The sequence below is a fragment of the Streptomyces sp. NPDC059142 genome (assembly GCF_042755665.1).
Classification (GTDB): Bacteria; Actinomycetota; Actinomycetes; order Streptomycetales; family Streptomycetaceae; genus Streptomyces.
Genome location: NZ_JBHZDA010000049.1, coordinates 26,855 through 53,042, shown reverse-complemented (window position 1 = coordinate 53,042; position 26,188 = coordinate 26,855). Strand labels below are relative to the sequence as shown.

Genomic DNA, 26,188 nt, shown 5'->3' with positions numbered 1-26,188 from the left:
GGACCGGCCGGACCGCCGATCCGGGTCCTGGGCGGCGAGGGCGACCCCGGCGCCCCCCCCCCCCCCCCCCCCGCTGTGGGGCGGGGGGCCCCCGGCCCCGGGGGGGGGGTGGGGGCGGGGCCTCGTCTCTGGGGGCCGACGGATCGGCCGGCCCGTACCGCTCGGGGAGCGAGTGCGGGTAAGGGGGACACTACGGCCAAGGGAGGGCGACGTCACGCCGCCGCGTCGAAGCCGGTGTCCCGAGCCATCTTTTTCAGCTCCAGCAGCGCGTGCTTCTCGATCTGGCGGATGCGCTCCCGCGTCAGGCCGTGCTGCTTGCCGACCTCGGTCAGCGTGCGCTCGCGGCCGTCGTCGATGCCGTACCGCATCTTGATGATCGACGCCGTGCGCTGGTCGAGCCTGCTGATCAGGTCCTCCAGCTCCTCGCTGCGCAGCAGCGTGAGCACGGACTGCTCGGGCGAGACCGCGGAGGTGTCCTCCAGCAGGTCACCGAACTGGGTGTCCCCGTCGTCGTCCACCGACATGTTCAGGCTGACCGGGTCACGGGCCCAGTCCAGGACGTCGATGACGCGCGCCGGGTTCGAGTCCAGCTCCGCGGCGACCTCCGTGGGCTCCGGGTCGCGGCCGTGTTCGCGGTTGAACTCACGCTGCACACGGCGGATCCGGCCCAGCTCCTCCACCAGGTGGACGGGGAGCCTGATCGTGCGTGACTGGTCGGCTATGGAACGTGTGATGGCCTGGCGGATCCACCAGGTCGCGTACGTCGAGAACTTGAAGCCCTTGGCGTAGTCGAACTTCTCGACCGCGCGGACCAGTCCCGCGTTGCCCTCCTGGATGAGGTCCAGCAGCGGCAGTCCGCTGCGCGGGTAGCGGCGCGCGACGGCCACCACCAGGCGGAGGTTCGAGCGTATGAAGACGTCCTTCGCACGGTCGCTCTCGGCGACCAGCGCCTCCAGCTCCTCGCGCGACGCGCCGCCCGCTTCGCTCTCCACCTCTCCGTCGAGGATCTGCCGGGCGTAGACCCCGGCCTCGATGGTCTGGGACAGCTCCACTTCCTTCGCTGCGTCGAGCAGCGGCGTACGAGCGATCTCGTCGAGGTACATGCCGACCAGGTCGCGGTCGGCGATCTCCCCGCCTACGGCGCGAACACTGCTTGCCGCTTTCGCCCCGCCGGTGGCGGAACGACGGGCGACGGCACGGGTTGCCATGCGAGCTCCCTTACTGAACTGAGTAGGTCGCGACACCCTTCCGGGTGCCCTGCATCCGTTGGAAACAACGACTGGAATCCGGACAGAATTCCCATGGCGTGCATAGATTTTCTGATCATGCAGTACCCTGTGCCGCCGACCGGGTGACCCGCGCCCCCTGCTGGGTACAGAAGTGCAGGTCAGGACAGTTACCGAGGCTGATGCCGACCGCACTCCGTGAGGAACACGACCGGCCGATCCAGCAGCTCCGGTCACTTCTTGAAGACGATTCGCATGCGTCTTTGGTTGCTCAGGACCATTCGGGGCGCCTGCCCCGCCCCTCCGCCCGGCACTCCCCCGGGCCCGCACTTCGCCGGCGGGTGCGCTCAGCCGAACTGGACCGATCGCTTCGCCAGCCCCAGCCAGAAGCCGTCGATGACGCTCCTGCCCGTGCCCAGCTCGTCCTCCGCCGCGCCGAGTGTCACGAAGAGCGGGGCGAAGTGCTCGGTGCGGGGGTGCGCCAGACGGCCGGCCGGGGACTTGTGCTCGAAGTCGAGCAGGGCGTCCACGTCCTGCGCCTCCAGCGCCCGCGTTCCCCAGTCGTCGAACTCCGCCGACCAGCCGGGCACCCCGCCGCCCGGGTGGCGCAGCGCGGCGAGGTTGTGGGTGAAGAAGCCGCTGCCGACGATCAGGACGCCCTCGTCCCGCAGCGGGGCGAGCTTGCGCCCGATCGCCAGCAGCTTGCCCGGGTCGAGGGTCGGCAGGGAGATCTGGAGGACGGGGACGTCCGCCGCCGGGTACATCTCGACGAGAGGTACGTACGCCCCGTGGTCCAGCCCGCGGTCCGGCACATCCTGTACGGGGGTACCGGCGCCGCGCAGCAGCTTCCGTACGGAGTCCGCGAGCCACGGGGCGCCCGGGGCGTCGTAGCGGACCTGGTAGTAGTGCTCGGGGAAGCCCCAGAAGTCGTACACGAGCGGTACGGATTCGGTCGCGCCCAGGGCGAGCGGCGCCTCCTCCCAGTGGGCGGAGACCATCAGGACGGCCTTGGGGCGCGGCAGCGTCGCCGACCAGGCCGCCAGTTCGCCGGGCCAGACCGGGTCGTCGGCCAGGGGCGGGGCCCCGTGGGAGAGGTAGAGGGCGGGCATGCGCTCGGCGACGGCGTTCATGGCGACTCCCGGGGTCGGTCCGTGTCGACGTCCACGCGTCCCCCACCCGGACGTCTGCTTGAAAGCTCAAGCATTCATTATGTAGCAGCTTAACCAGATCTAGTTTAACTTTCAAGAATGAGTACAGTGGAGTACATGACCATGGCACCCACCGGCAGCGAGGCCGGCCCAGTCGAGGACACCGGCAAGGAAACCGCGGCAAGGGCGGAGGAGACGCGCTGGCTGAGCGACGAGGAGCAGCGCGTCTGGCTGACGTACGTCCAGGCGACGACGCTGCTGGAGGACCACCTCGACCGTCAGCTCCAGCGTGACGCGGGGATGCCGCACATCTACTACGGACTTCTCGTCAAGCTCTCGTCGGCGCCGCGCCGCCGGATGCGGATGACACAGCTCGCCATGGAAGCCAAGATCACCCGCTCACGGCTCTCGCACGCGATCGCGCGGCTGGAGACGCACGGCTGGGTGCAGCGCGAGGAGTGTCCCTCCGACAAGCGCGGACAGAACGCGTTCCTGACGGAGCAGGGCTTCGATGTGCTGAAGCGGTCGGCGCCGGGTCATGTCGCCGCCGTACGCCAGGCGATCTTCGACCGGCTCACCCCGGAGCAGGTCGGTCAGCTCGGCGAGATCATGCGGGTCATGGCGGAGGGGCTTCAGCCCGAGGGGACGGGCGCGGATCTGCCCTGGCGCCGCTGACTCCGGGGAGCCGCGGCACCAGGGCGGATTCTGCGGTCACGGCCGTTTCGCCATTCGCCCTTCGCCTCCGACCGGCGCGTACCTACGGACCGTGTACTTACGGACCGCGCACTTACCGACCGCGTAAGTACGGACCGCGTACGTACGGACCGCGTACGTACGGACCGCGTACGTACGGACCGCGCACGTACGGACCGCGCACTTACCGACCGCGTACGTACGGACCGCGTACGTACGGACCGCGTACGTACGGACCGCGCACTTACCGACCGCGTACGTACGGACCGCGTACGTACGGACCGCGTACGTACGGACCGCGCACTTACCGACCGCGTAAGTACGGATCGCGTACGTACGGATCGCGTACGTCCGGGTACGGACCGGACCGGGCGTCGTACCGGTCAGTGCATCGCGACCGGGATCTGCACCTCGTCGGCCTCGGCACCTTCCGTACCACCCGCACCCGGGGCTCCCGTGGAGGAGCCGGGGCGGCCGGTGTTGATGAGGGTGACCGCGATCGTCGCCGCGACGGCGAGGATGCCGACCGCCCACCAGATGGCGCTGGAGAACCCGGCCACCAGGGCACGCATCTGGAGGAGCCGGCCGTCGCTCGCGGTGGCCGCGTGCGTGGCGAGGTACGAGGTCGTGGCCGAGGCCGCGATCGTGTTCAGCAGGGCCGTACCGATCGCCCCGCCCACCTGCTGCGAGGTGTTGACCATCGCCGAGGCGACGCCCGCGTCCCGCGGCTCGATGCCGAACGTCGCGAGCGACATGGCCGGCATGAAGGCCGTGCCCATACCGAGGCCCAGCAGGAGCTGGCCCGGCAGGATGACACCCGCGTACGAGGAACCGAGGTCGAGCCGGGTGAGCAGCAGCATGCCGATGGCGGCGACCAGGAAGCCGGGGCCCATCAGGTAGCGCGGCGGGACCCGGGTCATCAGCCGGGCGCCGATCTGGGTCGAGCCCGTGATCATGCCCGCGATCATCGGCAGGAAGGCGAAGCCCGTCCTGACCGGCGAGTACCCCTGGACCACCTGGAGGTAGTACGTCAGGAAGAGGAACAGGCCGAACATCGCGATGATGGCCAGACCCAGCGAGAGGTAGACCCCGGCACGGTTGCGGTTGGTCACCACGCGCAGCGGCAGCAGCGGGGCCTTGACCTTCGACTCGACGAACGCGAAGAGGGCGAGCAGGGCGACGGCCGCCGCGAAGAGCGTGATGGTGACGGGGTCGGTCCAGCCGTCGGACTCGGCGCGCGTGAAGCCGTACACCAGCGAGACCAGGCCCGCCGTGGAGAGGACGACGCCGGGGATGTCGAGCGCGGAGCGGTTGCGGCCGGAGGCGGGCTCGCGGATCACGAAGTACGCGCCGAGGGCGGCGACGACCGCGAACGGGATGTTGACGAAGAACGTCCACCTCCAGTCGAGGTATTCGGTGAGGAACCCACCGAGGATCAGCCCCACGGCGCCACCGCCACCGGCGATCGCACCGAAGATGCCGAACGCCTTCGCGCGCTCCTTGGCGTCGCTGAAGGTCACCGCGAGCAGCGAGAGCGCGGCGGGCGCGAGCAGCGCGCCGAAGGCGCCCTGGAGCGCGCGGGCGCCGAGCAGCATCGCCTCGCCGGTCGCGGCGCCGCCGATGGCGGACGCGGCGGCGAAGCCGATCAGGCCGGTGACGAAGGTGCGCTTACGGCCCCACAGGTCGGCGATGCGTCCGCCGAAGAGCAGCAGACCGCCGAAGGCGAGGGCGTAGGCGGTGATGACCCACTGCTTGTTGCCGTCGGATATCCCCAGGTCCTGCTGGGCGGAGGGGAGCGCGATGTTCACGATGGTCGCGTCGAGCACGACCATGAGCTGCGCGAGCGCGATGAAGACCAGGGCCTTCCAGCGGCCCGGGTCGGGGGCGGACAGCGCGCCCGGGTCGGGAAGCCGCTTCTCGGCTGTTTTTGACATGGAGGTATCCACCTAAGGATGCAGAAAGGGCGAAACGTACGTAAGTACAGGCGACGCTGCGGGACTTACGAAGTCATGGCGGGCTGATGTCGACGGCGTGAAACCGTCACGGGCAGCGTGTGGCCTTCTGGCGGGCCCCGCGCTGGGACGTCTGTGGTGTGGGTGGTGCGTGTGGCGTGGTGCGTGCAAGTAGTACGTAGTGCGTGTGGCGCGGCGGTACGGGTGGAGCGACGGCGCGGGCGCGGTGAGCTGCCGGCGTCATGGCCTGGCCGACCCGGTCGTACGCGGACCTCGGGTCCACCGCCGCCGGTTCTTCGCTCGTCGCGTCTTCGTTTCGTCAGCTCACTGGTTCGTCAGCTCATCGGTTCGCTGTTCGCTGTTCTGTTCACTGTTCGCTGGTTCGTTTGTTCAGGGGCGCGTCACGGAGCGGCGCGGCGCAGATCCTCCAGGGTCGCGGCCGAGCCGGGCAGTTCGGACCGGGCGGGGGCCTCCAGGCCGTCCAGGAAGAGGTGGAGGTGCCGGTGCACGAACCGGTCCATCGAGAGGCAGCCGCTGTCCGGCAGCGGCCGGGTGAGCTGGGACAGCGCGATCAGCAGATCGCCCGCCTCGACATCGGGACGGAGCCGCCCCGACTGCCGCGCCCGCTCCATGAGACCTTCGACGGCGCCTTCGAGACGGCTCCGTTCGGCGTCCACCTCGGGATGCTTCCTGTCGAACGCCTCGGAGAGCATCGGGCAGAGCGCCCCGATCCGTTCGTCCGCCGCCGTGTGCACGAAGCGGCGCAGCGCGGCGAACGCGTCGGGTTCCTCGGCGGCGATGCGCTCCGCCTGGTCCGCGACCCGGGCCATCACCGTGCGGACGACCTCGTGGACGAGGGCGTACCGGTCGGGGAAGTGCCGGTAGAGCGTGGCGTTGCCGATGCCGGCGCGGCGGGCGATCTCGTCGAGCGGTGCCTCGGAGCCGTACTCGACGTACATCTCACGCGCCGCCGCCACGATCCGCTCCCGGTTGCGCAGCGCGTCCGCGCGCGGCCGGGGGGCGCGGCGCGTCCCCGGTCCGACGGCGGCTGCGACAGCGACAGCGGCTTCGGTGATGGCGGCGGCGGCAGTCACGTCGGGCCCCTTCCCAGCTCTCGGTTCTCGCTTCTCGGCCTGTGTGCCCCGGTCGCCCGGGGACGTAGATGCAAACGGGGAACTTCTCCCCGGTTATTTCCGCCCACCCATGTGACCTGAGTCACCTGTCAGGTTTTGCAGGGTTTTGCCCCGATCGGCGCACCCAGCGAGCGCCGACACGCCGAGCGACGGAGGGTGATCGAACGGAGGACAGCCAGGACGGCAGGCTGCCGCGACCGAAGGCGACCGTATGCAGCAGAGGCGTCTCATACCCAGCACCGGCTCGCGCCGTCTCTGCGCCCTCGCCGGCCTCGCGGCGCTCACCCTCGCCGGGCTGACCACCGCGAGCGGCACCCTCCCGTCCCCCCACCGGGCGTCGTCGGGGCCGGGCGCGTTCAAGGACATGAGCCGGGGCCCGTGCCGTATCTCCGCCGCCACGGCCGTACAGATGTCGGAGGGGCTGCCCACCCCGCCGGGTTACTCCCGCTCGACCGGCAAGGTCCGCGCCCTCAACCTCATGATCGACTTCTCGGACGCGCCGGGCCCGGGGAAGGCGACGGACCGGCTCGCCGAGTTCTTCCCGCAGACGTCGGAGTGGTTCAGGACCAGCTCGTACGGGCGCCTCGACTACCGTCCTGAGGCGCCGATCAAGAGCTGGCTGCGGATGCCGCTGCCGTTCGCCGAGTACGGGATAGAGCGCGGCGCGCCGTACGAGCCCGGCTACCGGCGGCTGGTCGACGACATCGTGGCCGCCGCCGACCCCCAGGTGGACTTCGCGGCGTACGACCTGGTCAACATTCTGGTGACGCCCAACGCCGGCCCTTCGGCCCTGGACACCGTTCTGTCCGTGACGTTCTCCGGCAACGCGGACGCCCCGCAGGCGGACGGGGTCCCGCTCGCCAACACGTCCTTCGTCTACAGCCGTCAGGACGACGGCTCCGGCTCGTACGGCAACACCGGGTACCGGGTCCTGCCGCACGAGAACGGCCATGTCTTCGGCCTCCCCGACCTCTACACCGTGGACGGCGGCGGCTCGGTCGGGCACTGGGACATCATGTCCGAGGACTGGGGCGCCAACAACGATCTGCTGGGCTGGCACAAGTGGAAGCTCGGCTGGCTCGACGACGAGCAGATCGGCTGCGCGTCCGGCCAGGGCAGCAGCGAGTACCTGCTCGGACCGCTGGCGACGGCGGGCGGCCCGAAGATGGCCTTCGTGCCGGTCTCCGCGGAGTCGGGGTACGCGGTGGAGGTACGGACACGGGCCGGCAACGACGAGGCGGTCTGCGAACCGGGGGTGCTGGTCTACCGCGTGGACGCCGCCGTGGACACCGGGCGCGGTCCGGTCACGATCGCGGACAGCAAGGAGAACAGCGGCGGCTGCACCCGGCGGCCGAACGTCCACGCCGAGCTGTCGGACGCGCCGTACCGGCCCGGACAGTCCTTCGTGGACCGTGACAACCGCATCCGGATCTCGGTGCTGTCGCAGGAGCCGGGCGACCGCTTCAAGGTGCGGGTGACCCGGTCCTGACGCGTCCGTCGTGGAGGGTCGCGGGGACGCCGGTGCCGAACCAGCCCTCCCCCAGGGGCGCCTCGCCCCAGTAGCCGCGTACGAGGGACTGGCCGCGCAGCCACAGCTCCCCCGCCTCGTCGATCCGTACCTCTGTGACGGGCGTGGGGCGGCCCCCGGCGAGCACGTCGCCGCAGGTCTCCGTCAGACCGAAGGTCTCCCCGGGCCCGGACCCGGACCCCGAAACTGACCCCGACCCTGACCCGGAAGCTGCCCCCGACCCGGACCCCGTGTCGTGTGGCGGCCCGTCCGGGACGCGGAGCGCGCCGCCCGCCGCCATCGCCGCGTACACCCGCGCCGACGTCCCGGCGTACGGGAAGGGCGACGTCAGCGGCGTGACCGGGACGGACCCCAACCCCGGGATCTCGCCCCGGCCGAGGGCGGCGACCGCGGCGAGGTAGCGCGCGTTCATCGCGGCCCCGGCCTGGGCGAGGTGGGTGGCGACGGCGCCCCGGGGGCGGCCGGAGGGCCCGGGGACGTAGCTGATCGTGGCGTCGTCCTCGGCCCGCACCTCGACGTCGGGCGGGGCGGCGTACCGGTCGGGGGCGGGCAGGTCCTCGTACCGTTCCGCCCCCGCGTCCAGTTCGCCCCTGTGGTGGCCCACGACGGTCCGTACGGCTCCCGGCCCCTGGCGCGCCGCCCAGCGCCGTACGCGCGGCAGCCGTTCACCGTCCACGAGCAGCACACGGGGCGCGCAGTCGTCCAGCGCGTACGCGAGCAGGTCCTCGGTCCACCCGGCGTCGAGCGGTACGGCGACGAGCCCGGCCAACTGGGCTGCCCAAAAGGCGGCCTGCCACGCGGGGCGGTCGCCCATCACGAGGGCGGCGCGGTCGCCGGGGCGCAGTCCGTACGCGTCCACGAAGTGGTTGGCCAGCGCGGTCGCGGCGGCGAAGAACTCCCCGTACGTGTACGGATCCGGGTCCACGGCCGCGGGCCCGGCGCCCAGCAGGAACGGCCGGTCGCCGTAGGCCCACGTCGGCTCGACGAACTCGCGCAGGGTGCGCGGCCCGTCCGCGTACACGAGCGAGCCGGTCTCGGTCCGTACGGTGGCGAAGGGCGCCCCGGGCGCGGAGAGCGCGGCGACGGCGGCGGCCTCCCGGTCGGAGCGGTCCGCACCACCGGAGCGGCCGATATGGCCGGAGCGGCCGATATGGCCGGTGTGGTCTGCGTGCGGCACGGGCGTCCCCCTGAACGGTCGCTCGGTACCCTACGCCGGTCACCGCTACCATGACCGGCTGTCGGACCAAGTGTGATCACGTACGTATCAGCGGGAGTAGCGGTGGCTGTGGAGTTCGGCGACGGCGCCCATGCCGCGCAACGCTGGTCGGCGCGGATCTCGCTGGCCTCCTCGGGGGCGGCCGTGGTGCTGCCCCTGGCGTTCGCGGGGGCCGCCGCCAGCCTGCTGCTGATCGCGACCATCGTGGCGGGGACCGCGCTCACCGCGGCGGCCGTCTGGTGGATCCTGACCCGGCGCGGGATCGTCCGGGCGGGGGCCGTGGCGCTGGCCGTGGCGACACCGGTCACCGTTCTCGCGATCTTCGAAGCGGCGAACCTGCTGTGGCTGGTCCTGGTCTGCGCCGCGCTGTGGGCGGTGGCCGTCTGGACGGGCCGTACGGCGCTCAGCAGTACGGGCGCCACGCGGAGCGCCGCCGTTCCGGAGCACGAGGCACCGGCGCCCCGCCGCCCGTTCCTCATCATGAACCCGCGCTCCGGCGGCGGGAAGGTCGGCAAGTTCGGGCTGCGGGAGAAGGCGGAGCGGCTCGGCGCGCGCGTCGTGCTGCTCGACCCGGACCATCCGTGCGACGTCGCCGCGCTCGCCCGCGAGGCCGCCGACGACGGGGCCGATCTGCTGGGGGTGGCGGGCGGCGACGGGACACAGGCCCTGGTCGCGGCCGTGGCGGCGGAGCGGGGCCTTCCGTTCCTGGTGATCTCCTCCGGGACCCGTAACCACTTCGCCATGGACCTCGGGCTCGACCGGGAGACCCCGTCGGCCTGTCTGGACGCGCTGACCGACGGCGTCGAACTCCACGTCGACCTCGGTTTCGCGGGCGGGCACCCCTTCGTCAACAACGCGTCCTTCGGGGCGTACGCGGCGGTCGTGCAGTCCCCCGCCTACCGCGACGACAAGGTGCGCACCACGCTCGACCTGCTCCCCGAACTGCTGACGCACGAGCGCGGCCCGCTGCTGACCGCCACCGCCGTCACCGCCGCCGGCGCCGCAACCGGCTCCTCGGCCGACGGCGACACCGGCGGGGCTCCCGTCACCGTCACCGGCCCGCAGGCCCTGCTGGTGAGCAACAACCCGTACCGCACGGAGGATCCGGCCGGTCTGGGCCTGCGCGAGCGGCTGGACGCGGGGGTGCTCGGGGTCCTCGGCGTACGGGTCGACAGCGCGGCGGAGGCCGCGGGGCTGCTGCGCGGCCGGCAGTCGGCCGGGCTCACGGTCCTGACGGCCCACCGGGTGACGGTGGACGCGGACCGGGCGGAGATCGAGGTCGGCGTCGACGGGGAGGCGCTGACCCTGCCCACGCCCGTGGAGTGCCGTATCGAACCCGGCGCCCTGCGGGTACGGGTCCCCAGGAACCGGCCGGGTGTCCCGCCGGTGCAGCCGCCCCTGGACCGGCGGCGACTGCGCAAGCTGGCGGCGGCGGTCGGGCGGACGGCGGTCGCACGGCGCGGACACCCCGCCCCGTAGGACACCCGGGCCCCACCCCGCACCGCCACCTCCACGATCCCCACCGCCACGATCTCCACCGCCACGATCTCCACCGCCTCGGGCACCGGCGGCCTGTCGCTGTCCCTGTCCCCGGATTGCAGGGGCGAGCTCCGAGCTCTATCGTGACACTCGGTTTCACATTGGCGATGCGTATGCACAATCGATACGGAGGCGCGACAACCATGTCCGAGCATCAAGCCCAGGACCTCGATCAGCACCGGAGCGGAAGCGGCATCCGGACCCTCGGTCTCATCGGTACCGGCATGATCGGCAGCGCGCTGGCCCGCCTCGCCGTCGCCGCCGGGCTGGACGTCGTACTCAGCAACTCGCGCGGCCCCGAGACCCTGGCCGACCTCGTCGCCGAACTCGGCGGGCACGCGCGGGCCGCCACGCCCGCCGAGGCCGCCCGCGCCGGTGACCTGGTGGTGGCGACCATCCCGCTGCACGCCTACGCGCGGCTCTCCCCGGCGGAGCTGGCCGACAGGATCGTCATCGACACGATGAACTACTACCCGGAGCGCGACGACCGGATCGCGGAGCTGGACGGCACCGGGCTGACCAGCAGCGAGCTGGTGCAGCGCCATCTGGCCGGCGCGCGGGTGGTCAAGGCGTTCAACAACATCGACTTCCGGCGTCTGTTCACCAGCGCCCGGCCCGCCGGCGCCGCCGACCGCAGCGCCCTGCCGATCGCCGGTGACGACACGGAGGCGAAGGCGCGGGTGGCGGGGCTGCTCGACCTGATCGGTTACGACGCGGTGGACATCGGCCCGCTCAGCGAGAGCTGGCGCAGCGAGCCGGGCACCTCCGTCTACGTACGGCCGTACATGGGGGCGCGCCCCGAGGGGATGGACGAGGAGGCGACGCGGCGCTGGTTCTTCGAGTCGCCGGGGACCGTGCTCCCCGCCGACCGGGTCGGGGAACTGACCGCCACGACCGGCCGCGCCCCCGCGGGCGGCAGCCGCGCGGCCATCACCGACGACTGAGCAGCCGCCCCAGCCCCCCTGGCCCCGGCCCCGGGAAGGGCCGGGCCCCGGGGCGACGGCGCTACACGGCTACGGCGCTACAGGGCTACGGGGCCACAGCGCCGGGGACTTCGGCGTTTCAGTGCTTCATGTGCCTGCGGATCCAGGCCGCCTGTCCGCCGTCGATGAGCAGGTCGGTCCCGGTGATGTAGAGCGACTGCGGTCCCGTGAGGAAGGCCACGGCGTCGGCGATCTCCCCGGGTGTCCCCGTGCGGCCCGCGCCGCACGCCTCGACCATCCGGAGCATGTGTCCGTCCGGATCCGCGTCGACCTCCGCCTGTGACATGGCGGTGGAGATGACCCCCGGGCTGAGGGTGTTGATCCGGGCCCCCCGCCGGTTCCAGGCGAGCGCCGCCGCCTCCACCCGTACGTGGTTGGCGCGCTTGGCCAGGATGTACGCGGCGGTCGCGTCCTCCCCGACGGCGGCGACCGCGGCGAGACCGAGCAGCTCGCCCGCCGGGGCGGTCGCGAGGGCGGCCTCGTCCTCCGGGCTCAGCGAGGCGTAGTGGCCCGCCATGCTGGAGACGCAGACGAGCGCGGTGCCACGGACGGCCACCCGCTCGAACGCCTCGATCACGTACACCGTGCCGAGCAGGTCGACGTCGAAGATCTTCCGCGCCGACGAGGTGGCTGCGGCGACGCCCGCCGTGTGCACGACGGCCTTCAACGGGCCCGCGTCCGCGGCCGTGTCCGCGAGCTTCTCCACGGACGCCCGGTCGGAGACATCGGTGAGCACCCCCCGGACTGCGTACCCCTCGGCGCTCAGCGCGTCGACGGTCCGGTCGAGTTGGCCCTGCGAGGCGTCGGCGAGGATCAGCGTCCGCCCGCTGCCGAGCCGCCGCGCGACGGCCGCCCCCATGCCACCCGCCCCGGTGACCACCACCACGTCCGGCACGTCGTGGTACATACGCTCCTGCATGAACGACCTCTTTGCTCGTTGTCCGGTGAAGGGGTGAGGGGGTGAGGGGGTGAGGGGCGGTCAGGCCGCGTCGGTGGCTCCGGCGGGTACGGTCCCCCGCCAGGAGGCGCCCGTCGCGATGGCCTGGCGCCACCGCCGGATCTCCTTGGGCGGCATCCCGACCGCGAGAGCCCCGGTCACCCGGTCCCCGGTGCGGTACGCGGCCACGAACCGGCGCTCCGCCAGGTCCCCGGCGACGACGGCGACCTCGTCGTGGCCGCGCAGATAGCCGTACGCCTGGACCTTCATGTCGTACTGGTCCGACCAGAAGTACGGCACCGGCGCGAACGGCTTGCGCGCGTCCGGGCGGAGCAGGTTGCGGGCGGCGGCCATGCCCTGCTCCGCCGCGTGCGTACGGTGCTCGATCCGCATGTCCACGCCGAACAGCGGGTTGTGCCAGCGGGCCACGTCGCCCGCCCCGTACACCCCGGGGGCCGCCGCGCAGTACGCGTCGCACACCAGCCCGTCCCCCACCGTCAGCCCGCTTCCCGCGAGCCACTCGGTGTTGGGCAGCGACCCGACGGCGACCAGGACCTCGTCGGCCTCGACCAGACCGCCGTCGGTCAGGAGCACACCGGCGTCGGTGATCTCCTGTACGGAGACACCGGTGCGCAGATCCACCCCGTGGTCCAGGTGGGCCCGCGACAGCACCTCGCCGACCGCCGTGCCCACGGCGTGCGCCAGCGGTACGGGGGCGGGCTCGATCAGGGTCACCTGGGCGCCGAGCTGCCAGGCCACGGCCGCGGCCTCCGCGCCGAGGAACCCGGCGCCGACCACGGCCAGCCGGCAGCCGGGGCCCAGCCGGTCCCGCAGCGCGAGGGCGTCGCCCATGGTGCGCAGGACGTGGGCGCCCGGACCGGGCAGCCGCCGGGGCCGTACCCCGGTGGCCACGATCAGCCCGTCGTACTCCACCCGCGTCCCGTCGGCCAGCAGCACCGTACGGCCGGCCGTGTCCAGCCCCGTCGCCGCCGCGCCCAGCCGCAGATCGAGGCCGAGGGCGTCGAGATCGGCGTACGGGCGCAGCGGCAGCCGGTCGGGGCTCCACTCGCCCGAGAGGATCTGCTTGGAGAGCGGGGGCCGGTCGTACGGAGGGTGCGGTTCCTCACCTATCAGGGTGAGGGTGCCCTCGTACCCCTCCCTGCGCAGGGTCTCGACGGCCGCGAGTCCGGCGGCCGAGGCGCCCACGACGGCGATCCGCTTCACTGCTCCACCAGGCGGATCGCGGCGGCCGGGCAGATCGCCACGGCTTCGCGCACCCCGTCGAGGAGGCCGTCGTCAGGGTGCTCCTCCAGCAGGATCGCGACTCCGTCGTCGTCCCGCTGGTCGAAGACCTCGGGGGAGGCCATCACGCACTGTCCTGCTGCCACGCATTTCGGCTCGTCCAGTTCCACACGCATGGTGTTCACCTCTGTTCGTTCGTGGGGGGTTGCTTGTCGGTGGTGGGAGCGGGTCTACCAGGCGACGGGCAGACTGTGCACCCCGTACGTCGTCCCGGTGTGGTCGAACTCCAGCTCCTCGACCGGCGCGTCCAGCCGCAGCGTGGGGATCCGGCGGTAGAGGGTGCCGTAGACCACCTGGAGCTCCAGCCGGGCGAGGTTCTGGCCGAGGCACTGGTGCGGGCCGTAGCCGAAGGCCTGGTGGGTGCGGGCCGGGCGGGTCAGGTCCAGGCGCTGCGCCTCCGGGAACGCCTCCGGGTCCCAGTTCGCCGCGTGCAGGTCGAAGATCATGCCGTCGCCGGCCTTGATGACGACGCCGCCGATCTCGATGTCCGCCTTGGCGACGCGCCGTACCCCGGTCTGCACGATCGTCAGGTAGCGCAGCACCTCGTCCACGGCGTTCGCGACGACCTTCGGGTCGTCGGTCTCGCGCAGCAGGGCGAGCTGCTCGGGGTGCTGGAGCAGCGCCAGGGTGCCCAGGCTGATCATCGTCGCGGTCGTCTCATGACCGGCGATCAGCATCGCGACGCCCATGTGGACGGCCTCGGTCCGGCTCATCTCACCGGACGTGACGCGTGCGCCCATCTCGGAGAGCACGTCGTCGCCGGGGTTCTCCAGCTTCTCGCCGAGCAGCTTGTCCAGGTAGGCCGCCAGGGCTCCGCTGACCTCGCGGGCCTTCTCCGGCGCCACCGTGCTGTCCAGCACCGTGCTGCTGCTGGTCTGGAAGAAGTCGTGGTCCTTGTACGGCACTCCGAGCAGTTCGGCGATCACGAGGGACGGCACCGGCAGGGCGAACGCCTTGAGGAGGTCGGCCGTGGCCGGCCCGGCCAGCATCCCGTCGATCAGATCGTCGACGATCTTCTGGATGGGCTCGCGCATCTTCTCGATCCGCTTGACGACGAACGGCCCGTTCACCGTCCGGCGCAGCCGGGTGTGTTCCGGGGCGTCCGTGTTCGTGATCATCCGCGGGGACACCGGGGCGATCTGCGCCCGGTGCGCGTTGACGTACGGGAACCCCGGGTCGAGGTCGTCGTCGCTGACGCGGGAGTCGGTGAGCAGGGTGCGCTGGTCGGCGTGGCGGGTGATCAGCCAGGGCGTACCGCCGTTCCAGATCCGTACCTTCGTGATCGGTTTCTCCGCGCGCAGCTCCTGCGTGGCCGGAGCGGGCGCCAGCGGGCACTGCGCGGCGCGCGGCAGCGGGTACTCCGGCAGGGCCGGCGCGCCGCCCGCGGGGCAGGTGAGGGTCTCGGTCATGGCGTCTCCTCCGTGCTGTGGGGGGCCGAGGTCCGGGAGGTTGAACAGCTCGACTGCGCCCATGGAAAGGGAGCGGACTGACACGCTCCAGCCAGTTACCTGACATAACCCTGACGTGATGCGGATCACATTCCGGAGGGAGGGTTGTCCCGGTTCGTCATGGACTGGGGTATGGCGGACCTGGCGCATCCCCGCATCCGCCACACCTGTCGCATCCGCCGCCCCCGCCGCACGTGTTCGTACGTGTTCGTACGTTTTCGTACGGGTCAGAGCGTCGGCCCGCAGGTGAGCAGGAGCGGGAAGACGGGCGCCGCGCACGACGCCGCCACGATCGCGAGCCAGGCCGCGCGGTGCGGCCTCGGCTGCGGCGCGAGCAGCCTGCGGACCCGGATCACCGTGCCGGGGCCGCCCGCGCCCAGCGCGCCATGGGGCGCCGCGCCCGCCGCGACCTGGCACATCGCGGCGGCCAGCGTCTCCCGGGGATGGTGGCGCAGCGCCCGGTCGTCCGCGGCCATCTCCAGCAGCAGCGCGGTCTGCGCGCGGGCGTGGCGGGCGAGCGGCAGTCCGGGAAAGGCGCGGGCGAACGCGTCGGTCGCCATCAGGAGCAGGTGGTGGCGGCCCGCGAGATGCGCGTGCTCATGGGCGAGGACCGCGCGGAGCTGATCGTCGGAGAGGACATCGAGCGCGCCGCGCGAGACGACCACGCGCCGGCGCCGCCCCGGCAGGCAGTAGACGGCCGGCACGTCGTGCTCCACGACGGTGGCCCCGTACTCGGGGGCCGGGACGCCGACCAGGGCGAGCAGATCGAGCCGGCGCTGTCTGGCCCGGCGCGAGCGCCGCACCGTATGCGCCAGCAGGCCCAGCGGAAGGAGCGCGACCGCCACGGGGACCAGGAGCGGAACGGCCCCGCCGTCCGGGGCGGCAGCCGGGTCCTCCGCCGCCACCCCGCAGATGCTGAGCAGCCCGACGAGCCCCCGGTGGACATGTTCCTCGGTGAGCACCAGGTGGTACGCGGCCAGCGCGACGGAGACGACGAAGGTAAGCGTCAGCCCCTGCCAGGCCAGGACCGCGACGGCGGGGGCGCGGTGCGTCCAGCGCGCCCGCACCAGCCCGTACGGCACCACGGCGCCCACCAGGACCGCGTACCCGGTCAGCGCCAGGGCGGCGATCATGTCCCGCTCCGCCGCTTCGCCGTCCGCAGGGCCGCCCGCAGCGCGTCGGCCTCCTCGGGCGTGATCTGTTCGACGAAGCTGACCAGGGCGCCCGCGGGGTCGGGGTTGCCGCCGAGGGCGTCCTGCATCAGGGCCGCCGTGTACTGCTGGCGGGTGCCGGTGGGTTCGTACACCCAGGCCCGGCCCTCCTTCTCACGCCGGAGCATGCCCTTGCGGTAGAGGATGTCGGCCACGGTCTTGACCGTGCTGTAGGCGAGGGGGCGCTTCTTGTTGAGGTCCGTCAGCACGTCGCGCGCGGTCGCCGGCCGGCCCCAGGCCCACAGGCGGTGCATGATCTCCGCCTCCAGCTCGCCCAGCTGTCGCACAACCGCTCCCCTCGCTCCCGGACCGCTCATCGTAGCTTCCGGACCGGTCCGGGATGAGTGGTGACGATGAGAGCCAATCGACTTAGCAGTACAGCAGATCCGTCATCACGCACGGCGGTGCTCCCAGGGAGAGCAAGGGCCTCATCTGCGGCTGGAGCACCCGCCCTTGGAACAGGAGCGCTAACCTGCTTAGTATTCGAACGTCCGACAGAAGGAGCTGCTCCATCGTGGCGTCCCACCGCCGTCCCAAGCCGCAGCGCACCGCCTACGGAACGATGCTCACGGCCACCGCCACGGCCGCGGTCGCCCTCTCGGCGCACTCCGCCTCGGCCGATCCCCTCCCGGACCCGACCAAGAAGGGCGTCAAGGCGCAGGTCGACCGCCTCTACGAGGAGGCCACGCAGGCGACGGAGAAGTACAGCGGCGCGAAGGAGAAGGCCGGCACCCTCCAGAAGGAGGTCGACACCCTCCAGGACGCCGCCGCCCGGAAACAGGCGGACCTCAACGAACTGCGCGACCGTATCGGCTCGATCGCCGCCGACCAGTACCGCAGCGGTGGCCTCGCCCCGTCCATGCAGCTCCTGCTCTCCTCCGACCCGGACGCCTACCTCGACCAGGCGACCCTCATGGACCAGCTCGGCGCCCGCGACGTGAGCGACCTCCAGCAGTTCCAGGCGCAGCAGCGCGAGGTGCGGCAGCAGCGCGCGCAGGCCGCCACGAAGCTGACGGAACTCAGCGACACGCGGGCCGAGTTGGCTCGTAAGAAGAAGGAGATCCAGGGCAAGCTGGCCTCCGCGCAGAAACTGCTCAACACGCTCAGCGCCAAGGAGCGCGCCAAGATCGCCCAGGAGGAGGAGCGCGCCAACCGCAGCAGCGCCCGCGTGGACCTGGGCAACGAGGCCAGCGCGTCGTCGCGCGGCGCCGCCGCGTTCGCCGCCGCCAAGAGCCGGGTCGGCATGCCGTACGTGTGGGGCGCGACCGGGCCCGGCTCCTTCGACTGTTCCGGCCTGACCTCCTGGGCCTTCAAGCAGGCCGGTGTCTCGATCCCCCGCACCTCACAGGCCCAGGCGAGCGCCGGGACCCGCGTCAACTCGCTGGGCGACCTCAGGCCCGGCGACCTCATCATCATGCGCACGGACCTGAGCCATGTCGGCTTCTACGCGGGCAACGGCCAGATTCTCCACTCGCCCAAGCCCGGGGCGCAGGTGCGTTACGAGTCGATCGCGCGCAGCGGCATGCCGTTCATGTGGGGCGTACGTATCTGACGCACCGTCACCTCAGGCGCCGTCGGCCGCGCGGCGCCAGGCCGCCTCGCGGAGCAGGCGCAGGCCGTTGAGGCCGACGAGGACGGTGGACCCCTCGTGTCCGAGGACGCCGAGCGGCAGCGGCAGATGGCCGGCCAGGTCCCAGACGACCAGTCCGGTGATGAACACGCCCGCGATGACCAGGTTCTGGACCACGAGGCGGCGGGCCGCGCGGGAGAGGGCGACGACGGCGGGGATCGTGGCGAGTTCGTCGCGGACCACGACGGCGTCGGCGGTCTCCAGCGCGAGGTCGGAGCCGGCCCGGCCCATGGCGACGCCGGTGTGGGCGGCGGCCAGCGCGGGGGCGTCGTTGACCCCGTCGCCGACCACGAGCACCCGGCGCCCGGCCGCCTCCCGCTCCCGTACGGCCGCGACCTTGTCCTCGGGGAGGAGGCCGGCCCGTACGTCGGTGATGCCCGCCTCGTCGGCGAGGCGGGCCGCGGCGCGCGGGTTGTCGCCGGTCAGCAGCGTCGGGGCGGTGCCGGTCAGGGTGGTGAGGGCGGCGACGGTGGCGACGGCGTCGGGGCGCAGCCGGTCCGCGATGCCCAGCACTCCGACGGGGACGCCGTCACGGCGGACGAGGACCGCGGTACGGCCGCCGTCCTCCAACTCGGCCACGGCGGAGGCGAATGCGCGGGCGGACGCGTCGCCGCCGCCGCTGCCGCTGCCGTCGCCGCTGCCCCCTCCGCTGCCCTCGCCTTCACTCTCGCCCTCGCCCTCGCCGGAGAGGCGGGACGGGGCGCCGACCGCGACCGTACGGCCGTCGACGACTGCGGTCACCCCGACGCCGGGCGCGGAGGTGAACTCCCGTACGTCCGCGACCGCCAGACCACGGGCGCGGGCGGCGCCGACGACCGCGCGGGCCAGCGGGTGCTCGCTGGGGCGTTCGGCCGCCGCCGCCAGGCTCAGCAGCGCGTCCTCGGAGAGCCCGGAGCCGGGCAGCGGGCGGAGGTCGGTGACCCGGGGGGTGCCTTCGGTGAGGGTGCCGGTCTTGTCCAGGGCCACCGTGTCGATCTGACCGAGGCGCTCCATGACGACGGCGGACTTGACCAGTACGCCGTGGCGTCCGGCGTTGGCGATGGCGGAGAGCAGCGGCGGCATGGTGGCGAGCACCACGGCGCACGGCGAGGCGACGATCATGAAGGTCATCGCCCGGAGCAGCGCGTCGGTCAGATCCGCGCCGAAGCCGAGCGGGACCGCGAAGACCGCGAGGGTGGCGACGACGATGCCGACGGCGTAGCGCTGCTCGACCTTCTCGATGAAGAGCTGGGTCGGCGCCTTGGTCGCGGACGCCTCCTCGACCATCGCCACGATCCGGGCGATCACCGAGTCGGACGCGTCCCGTTCGACCGTGACCCGCAGGGAGCCGGTCCCGTTGAGGGCCCCGGCGAAGACCTCGTCCCCGGCCGTCTTCGGTACGGGCAGGGGCTCGCCGGTGATGGTGGCCTGGTCGACCTCGCTCGCCCCGTCGGCCACCCGCCCGTCGGCGCCGACGCGCTCACCGGGGCGGACGAGGACGGTGTCGCCGACGACGAGGTCCGCGGTGGCGACCGTACGCTCCTCCCCGTCGGCGTCCAGCCTGGTCGCGGTGGCCGGGGCGAGATCGAGGAGTCCGCGTACGGAGTCGGCGGTGCGTGCGGTGGCCAGGGCCTCCAGCGCGCCGGAGGTGGCGAAGATGACGATCAGCAGCGCGCCGTCCATCACCTGACCGATGGCGGCGGCGCCGAGGGCGGCGACGATCATGAGCAGATCGACGTCGAGGGTCTTCTCCTTCAGCGCCAGCAGCCCCTCGCGGGCCGGCTCCCAGCCGCCGGTCAGATAGGCCACCGCATAGAGCGGGCCCCAGCTCCAGGCGGGGGCGCCGGCCAGTTGCGCCGGGAGCGCGACCAGGAAGAACGCCAGCGAGGCGAGGGCCCAGCGCGCCTCGGGCAGCGCGAGGACACGCGTACGGCGACGGGGCGCGGCAGGGCCCCGGCCGGGTGGGGCGGAGTCGGGGGCGGGGCGCTCGGCGAGGGCGGAAGACATGGAGGTTCCTTCGGCGGACGGCGGCAGGGGGCGACGCGCTCACCGTACAGGAAAAAATGAATACCTCTTCATCTGTGGAGATGTAGGTGATTACTGGAGGCGAGGGCGAGGGCGCCCGAAGGGGGACCGCGTACCGGTTCACCGCATGTGCGGCCTGACGGGAGTCGCGGCCAGTTCGTCCACCGTGGCCGAGATCTCGCGCGCCAGCTCACGGATCTGCGCGTCGGTGTACCAGGCCCGGCTGTAGGTGAGGTCGATGTTCAGGCGGCCCCGGTAGCGGCTCAGGACGGCGAAGATCATCGGTACATGGCCGAGCGGGGCCAGGCGGACTTCGCCGATCCGCAGCCCGTCCGCCACCTCGGGTTCCGCGATGGTGCCCACGTTGGTGATGACGAGGCTGGGCGGATGGTGGTCGAGCATGTACGGGAACGCCGCCGGCTCCATCGCCGCCGCCCCGCTCTCCAGATCGGCGCGCAGCCGGTCGGCCACCTCGCGCCCGACCTCCGCCGGGTGGGCGCGGTGCGCGACCCGGATCCGGAGGGAGGCGGTGGTCGCCGCCGACTGGAGGACCTCGGCGGGCAGGGGCGGGGTGAACCGGCGGCGCATGTCCACGGCCGTGGTGCACAGCAGCCGTACGGCACCGTCCGCGGCCGGGAACTGGGCGCGGAGGCCGGTCAACAGGGCTCCGCAGACCAGGGAGTTGAGGGTGAGCGAGGCGGCCCGAGCATGGCGGACCAGCGCCTCGGTCCGGTCGGCGCCGACCGCGACGCCGAGGACGCGGAAGCTCAGGTCCGCACCCGGGCCGCCGCCCCGTGAGGCGAGGGCGGGCACCAGCGCGGGCGGCTCCTCCGCGTCCCGCTTGGCGCGTTCGGTGACGAAGTCCTGGAGCTGCCCGGGGGTGGTGCCGGCGGCGAGCAGCTCGTCCAGGGCCGGGCCCAGCACCGGCTCGACCGCACCGGACGCGACGGGCCGTCCCGTGGCCGACGCGGTGTAGAACGACCACAGGCGCCGGTGGAGCGCCAGAAAACTCATCCCGTCGGCGAACGCGCGGGGCAGCGTCATCACCACCCGGGTGCGCCCGGCCTCCCGGAGCAGGGCGAGCCGCAGCAGCGGGCCCTCCTCCCAGGTGTGGGGTGCGTTGATCTCCTCGTCGAAGCCGGTGCCGCGGCGGAGGACCGGCGCCGCCGCCGATTCCTCGACACGGACCACCGGCCGCCCGTCCCGTACGCCGTCGGTGGTGATCCTCCCGGCGATCAGCGGACAGGACGCCCGCAGTTGGGCCAGGGCCTGCGCGAGGAGCGTCCCGTCCGGCTCCCCCTCGACCAGCGAGTGCAGTACGAGCCGGACACCGGACGCGGCGACGGCCGCCTCGTGCGGTGCGAGCGGACGCTCCCTCACGGTTCACCTCGTCGAACAGGGGGGCAGGGGCGGCGTCGGGCGGCCACCGGGAAGGCGGCGTCCGGGCATGCCGTGTCGCGCGTTCAACGACCGGCCCGCAGCCACGACACGGAGGGGGCGGGGCGGCGCGTCCAGGGGTCCGGCGGCATACGGGTGACGGAAGAACGTTCCCTCTCGGTGAACTGTCGCGCGGGGCCCGGCGCGGCTGCCATAAAGGGGATTCACACTGTGTCGCGGAGACGAGGAACGCCATGCGCGAACTGCGGACCACCGCCCGGAACCTGGTCGTACTCACGGCACCGACGCTCTGCGCCGGAGGCGCCCTCAGCCCCGGCGTCCCCACCTGTACGGCCGCCGCCCCCTCGCGCGTCGGCTAGGACCTCGCATCCGGTCCTGTCCGGTTCCCTACGAGTCCGGCCGGATCCGGTACGGCGGGGACCGGTACGGGACATTCCGCGCACGACACCTGGGGAGGAACCATGAAGTCCACCGGAATTCTCGACTCCGTGCGCCACACCCTCGGCGTTCCCCGCCCGTCCTCGCCCTCCGACAGCCGGTCCACCGGGACACGTCCGCTGGCGCTCGTCTACCGGGGCCCCACCCAGGAGGACCAGGACTGCGCCGACACGGTGATCGCGCTGCTCGCCGGGGGCCCCTGGGGGCTGGACGTCCGCGCCGTCGGGCCGGAGGGCGAACTCCCCCTGTCCAAGGACGCCTTGGCGCGGGCGCGCCTGTACGCGCAGCCCGGAGGCGGTGATCTGTCGCCCGCGTACCAGGAACTGAAGCCGCACAAGAAGGCCGTCCGGCACTTCGTCAAACACGGCGGCAGCTATCTGGGGTTCTGTCTCGGCGGCTATCTCGCCGGGTCCGACGAGGGGTTCGGGCTGCTCTCCGGAGAGGTCGGCCAGTACATCGAAACCCCCGGCGCCACGGTCGACAACGAGGAGAACACCCTGGTCGAGGTCGTGTGGCGGGGGCGGCCCCGCACCGTCTTCTTCCAGGACGGCCCGTACTTCTCCCCCGATTCAGGGCCGGACACGACGGTCCTCGCCACGTACACGAACGACCGGGTCGCGGCACTCGTCACCTCGTACGGCGCGGGCCGGGTCGCCGTCGTGGGGCCGCACCCCGAGGCCACCGACGACTGGTTCGAGGACCCCCCGCTCCCCGTCCAGCACACCCACGATCTGGCGCTGGACTTCGCCGGCACCGTACTGAACCCCTGACGGCCCCGGGCGCGCCCGGGGCACCCGCTTCACCCGTCGGCGGGCGTGAGCGCGGCGAAGGTCTCGTCCAGCAGATGGACGAGGTCCAGGCGGCCGTCGGAGGCGAGCCAGTGGTCCAGGGCGATGTCCAGGCACTCCAGCGCCGCGCCGGCCTTGACCGCCAGCGCCAGCTCCTCGGGCCGGGGCGGATCGGTGCGCCCGGCGAGGGCGCCGACGAGGAGCGGGCGCCATCCGTGCTGCTTCTCCCGCCGGCGGTTGCACAGGGCCGGGGTGCCCATGATGAGACGGGTCGTCGCCAGCGCCTCGGCCGGATCCCGGAGGAAGGGCTCGACGAGGGCGCCCAGCGCGCGCCGTAGCGCCGTCCAGTCGTCCTCCTCGGCGGGGCGCTCGCGCAGGGCGGTGGCGAGCTGTTCGCCCTGGGCCTCGACGGCGCCGATGACGGCGTCCTCCTTGGTGTCGAAGTACCGCAGGAAGGTGCTCCGGGACACCCCCGCCGCCGCGGCCAGGTCGCTGACGGTCACCCGGTCGAAGCCCTCGCGGCGGATCAGGTCGTAGGCCACCTGCGCCAGCTCGGACCGTACGGCGGCCCGTGCGATGTCTCTCGTCGTCGTACGCGGTCCTGCGTTCACCCGGCGATTCTATCGCGCACGCGACGCCGGTTCGCATATGTGGGCCATGGTCTTCCGTCTGACACCAGGTTCCATGGTGTCGCGGGAGTGTAGCTGGCTACACCCCAGGTCCGGGAGGGTGCTCCCTCGTCGCGCGGGCAGCCGGACGGGATCGTGGAGACCGATGAGGCAGACCGCGGCCGGGCCCGACGGGCGCGGACGGATTCCGCGAACGGGTTCCGCGAACGGGTTCCGGGCGAAGTCCGCACCGGACTCCGGGCGGGCTCCGGACCGAAGTCCACACCGGACTCCGGACGGGCTCCGGACCGAAGTCCACACCGGACTCCGGACGGGACTCCGCGCGGGACTCCGGACGGACTACGGACGGGCTCCGGACCGGACTCTCCGCTGGAGGAAGCCTCTCTCCCCTTGTCCTGTCCCTGTCCTGCGCCGCCGATGTGGAGGCTTTCTCACCGCCATGGCAACTTTTCTGTATCACGTGGGCCGTATCGCCTTCAGGTGGCGATGGTGCGTCACCTTCCTCTGGATAGCCGTGCTGGCGGCTGTCGGCTTCGCCGCCGTGAAGGCCCCGCCCTCGCCCGACGACGGGTTCGCCATGCCGGGCATCGAGTCCCAGAAGGCGTTCGACCTCCTGGACGAGCGGTTCCCCGGCTCGGCCGCCGACGGGGCGAGCGCCCGGATCGTGTTCATCGCACCGAGCGGCGAGAAGGTCACCGCCGCCGAGAACAGGCGCGTGATCGACGGCCTGGTCGACGAGGCCGCGGACGGCCCGCAGGTGGCCGGGGCGGTCGGCCCCTTCCAGGCGAAGGCGGTCAGCGAGGACGGCTCCACGGCCTACGCCACCGTCTCCTTCAAGGCCCCCGCCGCCGATCTGACCGACGCGGGCAAGGAGCATCTGGAGCGCGCCGTCGACCGGGCCAGGGACGCGGGGCTGACCGTCGAGATCGGCGGGGACGCCCTGGCGACACAGCCCGCGGCCGGCGGATCCGCCGAGATGATCGGGGTCGCGGTCGCCGCGGTGGTCCTCCTGATCACCTTCGGCTCCATGGCCGCGGCCGGACTGCCGCTGCTGACCGCGATCATCGGCGTCGCCGTCAGCATGACCGCCGTCATCGCCCTGGGCAGCACGTTCGGACTCTCCCTGACCAGCGGGACGCTCGCCTCGATGCTCGGGCTGGCCTGCGGCATCGACTACGCCCTGTTCGTCGTCTCCCGCTACCGCGAGGAACGCGGAAAGGGCCGGGCCGCACGGGACGCCGCGGGCATGGCCGTCGGTACGGCCGGGTCCGCCGTGGTCTTCGCCGGTCTGACCGTCGTCATCGCGCTGGCCGGGCTGTCGGTGGTGGGCATCCCGATGCTCACCAAGATGGGCCTCACCGCGGCGGGCGCCGTCCTGGTCGCCGTACTGATCTGCCTCACCCTGGTCCCGGCCCTGCTCGGCTTCTGGCCGAACGCCGTCCTCGCGCGCCGGGTCCGCAAGGGCGGGAAGCTCCGCCGTACCGAAAAGCTCCGCCGTACCGAAGAGCCCGGCCGTACCGAGAAGCCCCGCCGCACCAGGAAGCCCCGCCGTACCGAGAGGGACAGCGCCGGCGACGTGGAGAACGCCGGAAGCCGCTGGGCGCGCCTGGTGGTGCGTCACCCCGTGCCCGTGCTGCTGCTCGGCGTCGTGGGCCTGGGCGTACTCGCCGTACCCGCCGCCGATCTCCAGCTCGGTATGCCCGGCGACGAGGCCAAGCCCACCTCCACCACCGAACGCCGGGCGTACGACGCGCTCGCCGACGGCTTCGGCCCCGGCTTCAACGGTCCGCTGACCATCGTCGTGGACACCCAGGGCGCCGACGACCCCGAGGCGGCCGCCGCCGTGATCGGCGAGCGGATCGCGGAGACCCGTGGAGTCGTCGCCGTCTCCCCGGCGCGGTTCAACGAGGCCCGCGACGCCGCGATCCTCTCCGCCACCCCCGCCACCAGCCCCACCGACCCCAGGACCGTCGACCTGGTCAAGACCATCCGCGCCGAACGCGCCGGCATCGAGCGGCGGTCCGGGGCCACGTACGAGGTCACCGGCAGCACCGCGATGAACATCGATGTCGCGAAGAGGTTCCAGGACGCGCTGGTGCCCTACCTCGTCGTCGTGGTCGGCCTGGCGATCGTGCTGCTGCTCCTCGTCTTCCGCTCCCTGCTCGTACCGCTGAAGGCGGCCCTGGGCTACCTGCTCTCCGTACTGGCCTCGCTCGGCGTGGTCGTCGCGGTCTTCCAGAACGGGCACGGCGCGGAGCTCCTCGGCGTCGAACAGACCGGCCCGGTCATGTCGATGATGCCGATCTTCCTCGTGGGCATCGTCTTCGGTCTCGCCATGGACTACGAGGTCTTCCTGGTCTCCCGGATCCGCGAGGCGTACGTCCACGGTGACCGGCCCGCGCAGGCGATCGTCTCCGGGTTCCGCACCAGCGCCCGGGTGGTCGTCGCCGCCGCGCTGATCATGACGGCGGTCTTCGCCGGCTTCGTCGGCGCCGGCGAGTCCATGATCAAGATGATCGGGTTCGGGCTGGCCGTCGCCGTCCTCTTCGACGCCTTCGTCGTCCGCATGGCCATCGTGCCCGCCGTCCTCGCCCTCCTCGGCGACCGCGCCTGGCGCCTGCCCCGATGGCTCGACCGGATCCTGCCCGGCATCGACATCGAGGGCGAGGCCATCACCCGCAAACACCCGGCTCCCGCGGCACCGGCGGACCAGGACAACCCCGAACTCGTCCTCAGCACGTAGCCCTCTCCACGCACTCTCCACCGAACCCGGTGGCCGCCTTTCCCCCAGTCGGCCACCCTTCGGACCGGGGCCGCCATGGCGGTATCGGCCCCGCACTCGCCGGACCCGTGGGGACGGGGAACGGCGAGAACCCGGCCCGGGGGGGGGGGGGGGCGCGCGCCCCCCCCCCGCCGCGCCGTGGGCTAGCCCCCCGCCCCACACCCGCCCCGCCGCGCCCGCCGGGCGGCTGGCGGTCGGGGACA

The 26,188-nt window shown here is 72.6% G+C and carries 22 protein-coding genes; 8 read left to right on the top strand and 14 right to left on the bottom strand.

Annotated elements, in window-relative coordinates:
- Positions 1 to 212: 212 nt before the first annotated feature.
- Positions 213 to 1,208, bottom strand: a complete 996-nt coding sequence (locus tag ACFXPK_RS19185) for an RNA polymerase sigma factor RpoD/SigA (RefSeq protein ID WP_384992891.1) — start codon at positions 1,206 to 1,208, stop codon at positions 213 to 215.
- 365 nt (positions 1,209 to 1,573) lie between these two features.
- Complete coding sequence (locus ACFXPK_RS19180; RefSeq protein WP_384992888.1) at positions 1,574 to 2,356, bottom strand: dioxygenase; 783 nt, start codon at positions 2,354 to 2,356, stop codon at positions 1,574 to 1,576.
- 126 nt (positions 2,357 to 2,482) lie between these two features.
- On the opposite strand from ACFXPK_RS19180, the gene ACFXPK_RS19175 reads away from it, so the two are divergent.
- Complete coding sequence (locus ACFXPK_RS19175) at positions 2,483 to 3,049, top strand: MarR family winged helix-turn-helix transcriptional regulator (RefSeq protein WP_385076891.1); 567 nt, start codon at positions 2,483 to 2,485, stop codon at positions 3,047 to 3,049.
- A gap of 401 nt (positions 3,050 to 3,450) precedes the next feature.
- Here ACFXPK_RS19175 and ACFXPK_RS19170 read toward each other — a convergent pair whose 3' ends face one another.
- Positions 3,451 to 5,001 carry an MFS transporter gene (locus ACFXPK_RS19170; protein ID WP_384992886.1) on the bottom strand — a complete coding sequence of 517 codons (1,551 nt, stop codon included), beginning with the start codon at positions 4,999 to 5,001 and terminating at the stop codon, positions 3,451 to 3,453.
- 419 nt (positions 5,002 to 5,420) lie between these two features.
- The gene (locus ACFXPK_RS19165) at positions 5,421 to 6,095 is read right to left on the bottom strand and encodes a TetR/AcrR family transcriptional regulator (protein ID WP_384992936.1); all 675 of its coding nucleotides are present in this window, start codon (positions 6,093 to 6,095) and stop codon (positions 5,421 to 5,423) included.
- A gap of 268 nt (positions 6,096 to 6,363) precedes the next feature.
- Here ACFXPK_RS19165 and ACFXPK_RS19160 point away from each other — a divergent pair, with 268 nt between their 5' ends.
- Positions 6,364 to 7,641 (top strand): M6 family metalloprotease domain-containing protein, encoded by a 1,278-nt coding sequence (locus ACFXPK_RS19160; protein ID WP_385076886.1) that lies wholly within the window; start codon positions 6,364 to 6,366, stop codon positions 7,639 to 7,641.
- Here the strand turns inward: ACFXPK_RS19160 and ACFXPK_RS19155 are convergent.
- Entirely contained in the window at positions 7,616 to 8,857 is a 1,242-nt protein-coding gene (locus tag ACFXPK_RS19155; protein WP_385076883.1) for an AMP-binding protein, read from the bottom strand. The two genes, ACFXPK_RS19160 and ACFXPK_RS19155, sit on opposite strands and share 26 nt — an antisense overlap.
- A 102-nt stretch (positions 8,858 to 8,959) precedes the next feature.
- Here ACFXPK_RS19155 and ACFXPK_RS19150 point away from each other — a divergent pair, with 102 nt between their 5' ends.
- Positions 8,960 to 10,375, top strand: a complete 1,416-nt coding sequence (locus ACFXPK_RS19150; RefSeq protein ID WP_385076881.1) for a diacylglycerol kinase family protein — start codon at positions 8,960 to 8,962, stop codon at positions 10,373 to 10,375.
- 203 nt (positions 10,376 to 10,578) lie between these two features.
- A complete protein-coding gene (locus tag ACFXPK_RS19145; RefSeq protein WP_385076878.1) occupies positions 10,579 to 11,379 on the top strand; it encodes an NADPH-dependent F420 reductase in 801 nt (266 codons plus the stop codon).
- A gap of 118 nt (positions 11,380 to 11,497) precedes the next feature.
- Here the strand turns inward: ACFXPK_RS19145 and ACFXPK_RS19140 are convergent, their stop codons facing one another.
- The 6 genes from ACFXPK_RS19140 to ACFXPK_RS19115 all read right to left on the bottom strand — a co-directional run bounded on the left by ACFXPK_RS19140 (position 11,498) and on the right by ACFXPK_RS19115 (position 16,603).
- Entirely contained in the window at positions 11,498 to 12,337 is an 840-nt protein-coding gene (locus tag ACFXPK_RS19140; RefSeq protein WP_385076875.1) for an SDR family oxidoreductase, read from the bottom strand.
- Between the two features lie 60 nt (positions 12,338 to 12,397).
- Positions 12,398 to 13,579 (bottom strand): NAD(P)/FAD-dependent oxidoreductase, encoded by a 1,182-nt coding sequence (locus ACFXPK_RS19135; RefSeq protein WP_385076872.1) that lies wholly within the window; start codon positions 13,577 to 13,579, stop codon positions 12,398 to 12,400.
- Positions 13,576 to 13,773 (bottom strand): ferredoxin, encoded by a 198-nt coding sequence (locus tag ACFXPK_RS19130; protein ID WP_329822287.1) that lies wholly within the window; start codon positions 13,771 to 13,773, stop codon positions 13,576 to 13,578. The genes ACFXPK_RS19135 and ACFXPK_RS19130 overlap by 4 nt, the downstream gene beginning before the upstream one ends.
- A 54-nt stretch (positions 13,774 to 13,827) precedes the next feature.
- Positions 13,828 to 15,066: a cytochrome P450 gene (locus tag ACFXPK_RS19125; protein WP_384992868.1), complete on the bottom strand. Its 1,239-nt coding sequence runs from the start codon at positions 15,064 to 15,066 to the stop codon at positions 13,828 to 13,830.
- A gap of 266 nt (positions 15,067 to 15,332) precedes the next feature.
- Complete coding sequence (locus ACFXPK_RS19120) at positions 15,333 to 16,238, bottom strand: M56 family metallopeptidase (RefSeq protein WP_385076870.1); 906 nt, start codon at positions 16,236 to 16,238, stop codon at positions 15,333 to 15,335.
- The gene (locus ACFXPK_RS19115) at positions 16,235 to 16,603 is read right to left on the bottom strand and encodes a BlaI/MecI/CopY family transcriptional regulator (RefSeq protein ID WP_365813906.1); all 369 of its coding nucleotides are present in this window, start codon (positions 16,601 to 16,603) and stop codon (positions 16,235 to 16,237) included. Before ACFXPK_RS19115 ends, ACFXPK_RS19120 begins: the two co-directional genes overlap by 4 nt.
- A gap of 227 nt (positions 16,604 to 16,830) precedes the next feature.
- On the opposite strand from ACFXPK_RS19115, the gene ACFXPK_RS19110 reads away from it, so the two are divergent.
- Positions 16,831 to 17,868 (top strand): NlpC/P60 family protein, encoded by a 1,038-nt coding sequence (locus tag ACFXPK_RS19110; RefSeq protein WP_385076867.1) that lies wholly within the window; start codon positions 16,831 to 16,833, stop codon positions 17,866 to 17,868.
- Positions 17,869 to 17,880: 12 nt separating this feature from the next.
- On the opposite strand, the gene ACFXPK_RS19105 is transcribed toward ACFXPK_RS19110, so the two are convergent.
- Together ACFXPK_RS19105 and ACFXPK_RS19100 are read right to left on the bottom strand one after the other, a co-directional pair.
- Complete coding sequence (locus ACFXPK_RS19105; RefSeq protein WP_385076864.1) at positions 17,881 to 19,932, bottom strand: heavy metal translocating P-type ATPase; 2,052 nt, start codon at positions 19,930 to 19,932, stop codon at positions 17,881 to 17,883.
- 138 nt (positions 19,933 to 20,070) lie between these two features.
- A complete protein-coding gene (locus ACFXPK_RS19100; protein ID WP_385076861.1) occupies positions 20,071 to 21,330 on the bottom strand; it encodes a condensation protein in 1,260 nt (419 codons plus the stop codon).
- Positions 21,331 to 21,581: 251 nt separating this feature from the next.
- On the opposite strand from ACFXPK_RS19100, the gene ACFXPK_RS19095 reads away from it, so the two are divergent.
- Together ACFXPK_RS19095 and ACFXPK_RS19090 are read left to right on the top strand one after the other, a co-directional pair.
- Positions 21,582 to 21,707 (top strand): hypothetical protein, encoded by a 126-nt coding sequence (locus tag ACFXPK_RS19095; protein ID WP_385076859.1) that lies wholly within the window; start codon positions 21,582 to 21,584, stop codon positions 21,705 to 21,707.
- Positions 21,708 to 21,809: 102 nt separating this feature from the next.
- Entirely contained in the window at positions 21,810 to 22,556 is a 747-nt protein-coding gene (locus tag ACFXPK_RS19090; protein ID WP_385076856.1) for a BPL-N domain-containing protein, read from the top strand.
- Between the two features lie 29 nt (positions 22,557 to 22,585).
- Here ACFXPK_RS19090 and ACFXPK_RS19085 read toward each other — a convergent pair whose 3' ends face one another.
- Complete coding sequence (locus ACFXPK_RS19085) at positions 22,586 to 23,185, bottom strand: TetR family transcriptional regulator (RefSeq protein WP_384992851.1); 600 nt, start codon at positions 23,183 to 23,185, stop codon at positions 22,586 to 22,588.
- Positions 23,186 to 23,642: 457 nt separating this feature from the next.
- On the opposite strand from ACFXPK_RS19085, the gene ACFXPK_RS19080 reads away from it, so the two are divergent.
- A complete protein-coding gene (locus ACFXPK_RS19080; RefSeq protein ID WP_385076853.1) occupies positions 23,643 to 25,946 on the top strand; it encodes an MMPL family transporter in 2,304 nt (767 codons plus the stop codon).
- Positions 25,947 to 26,188: the final 242 nt, after the last annotated feature.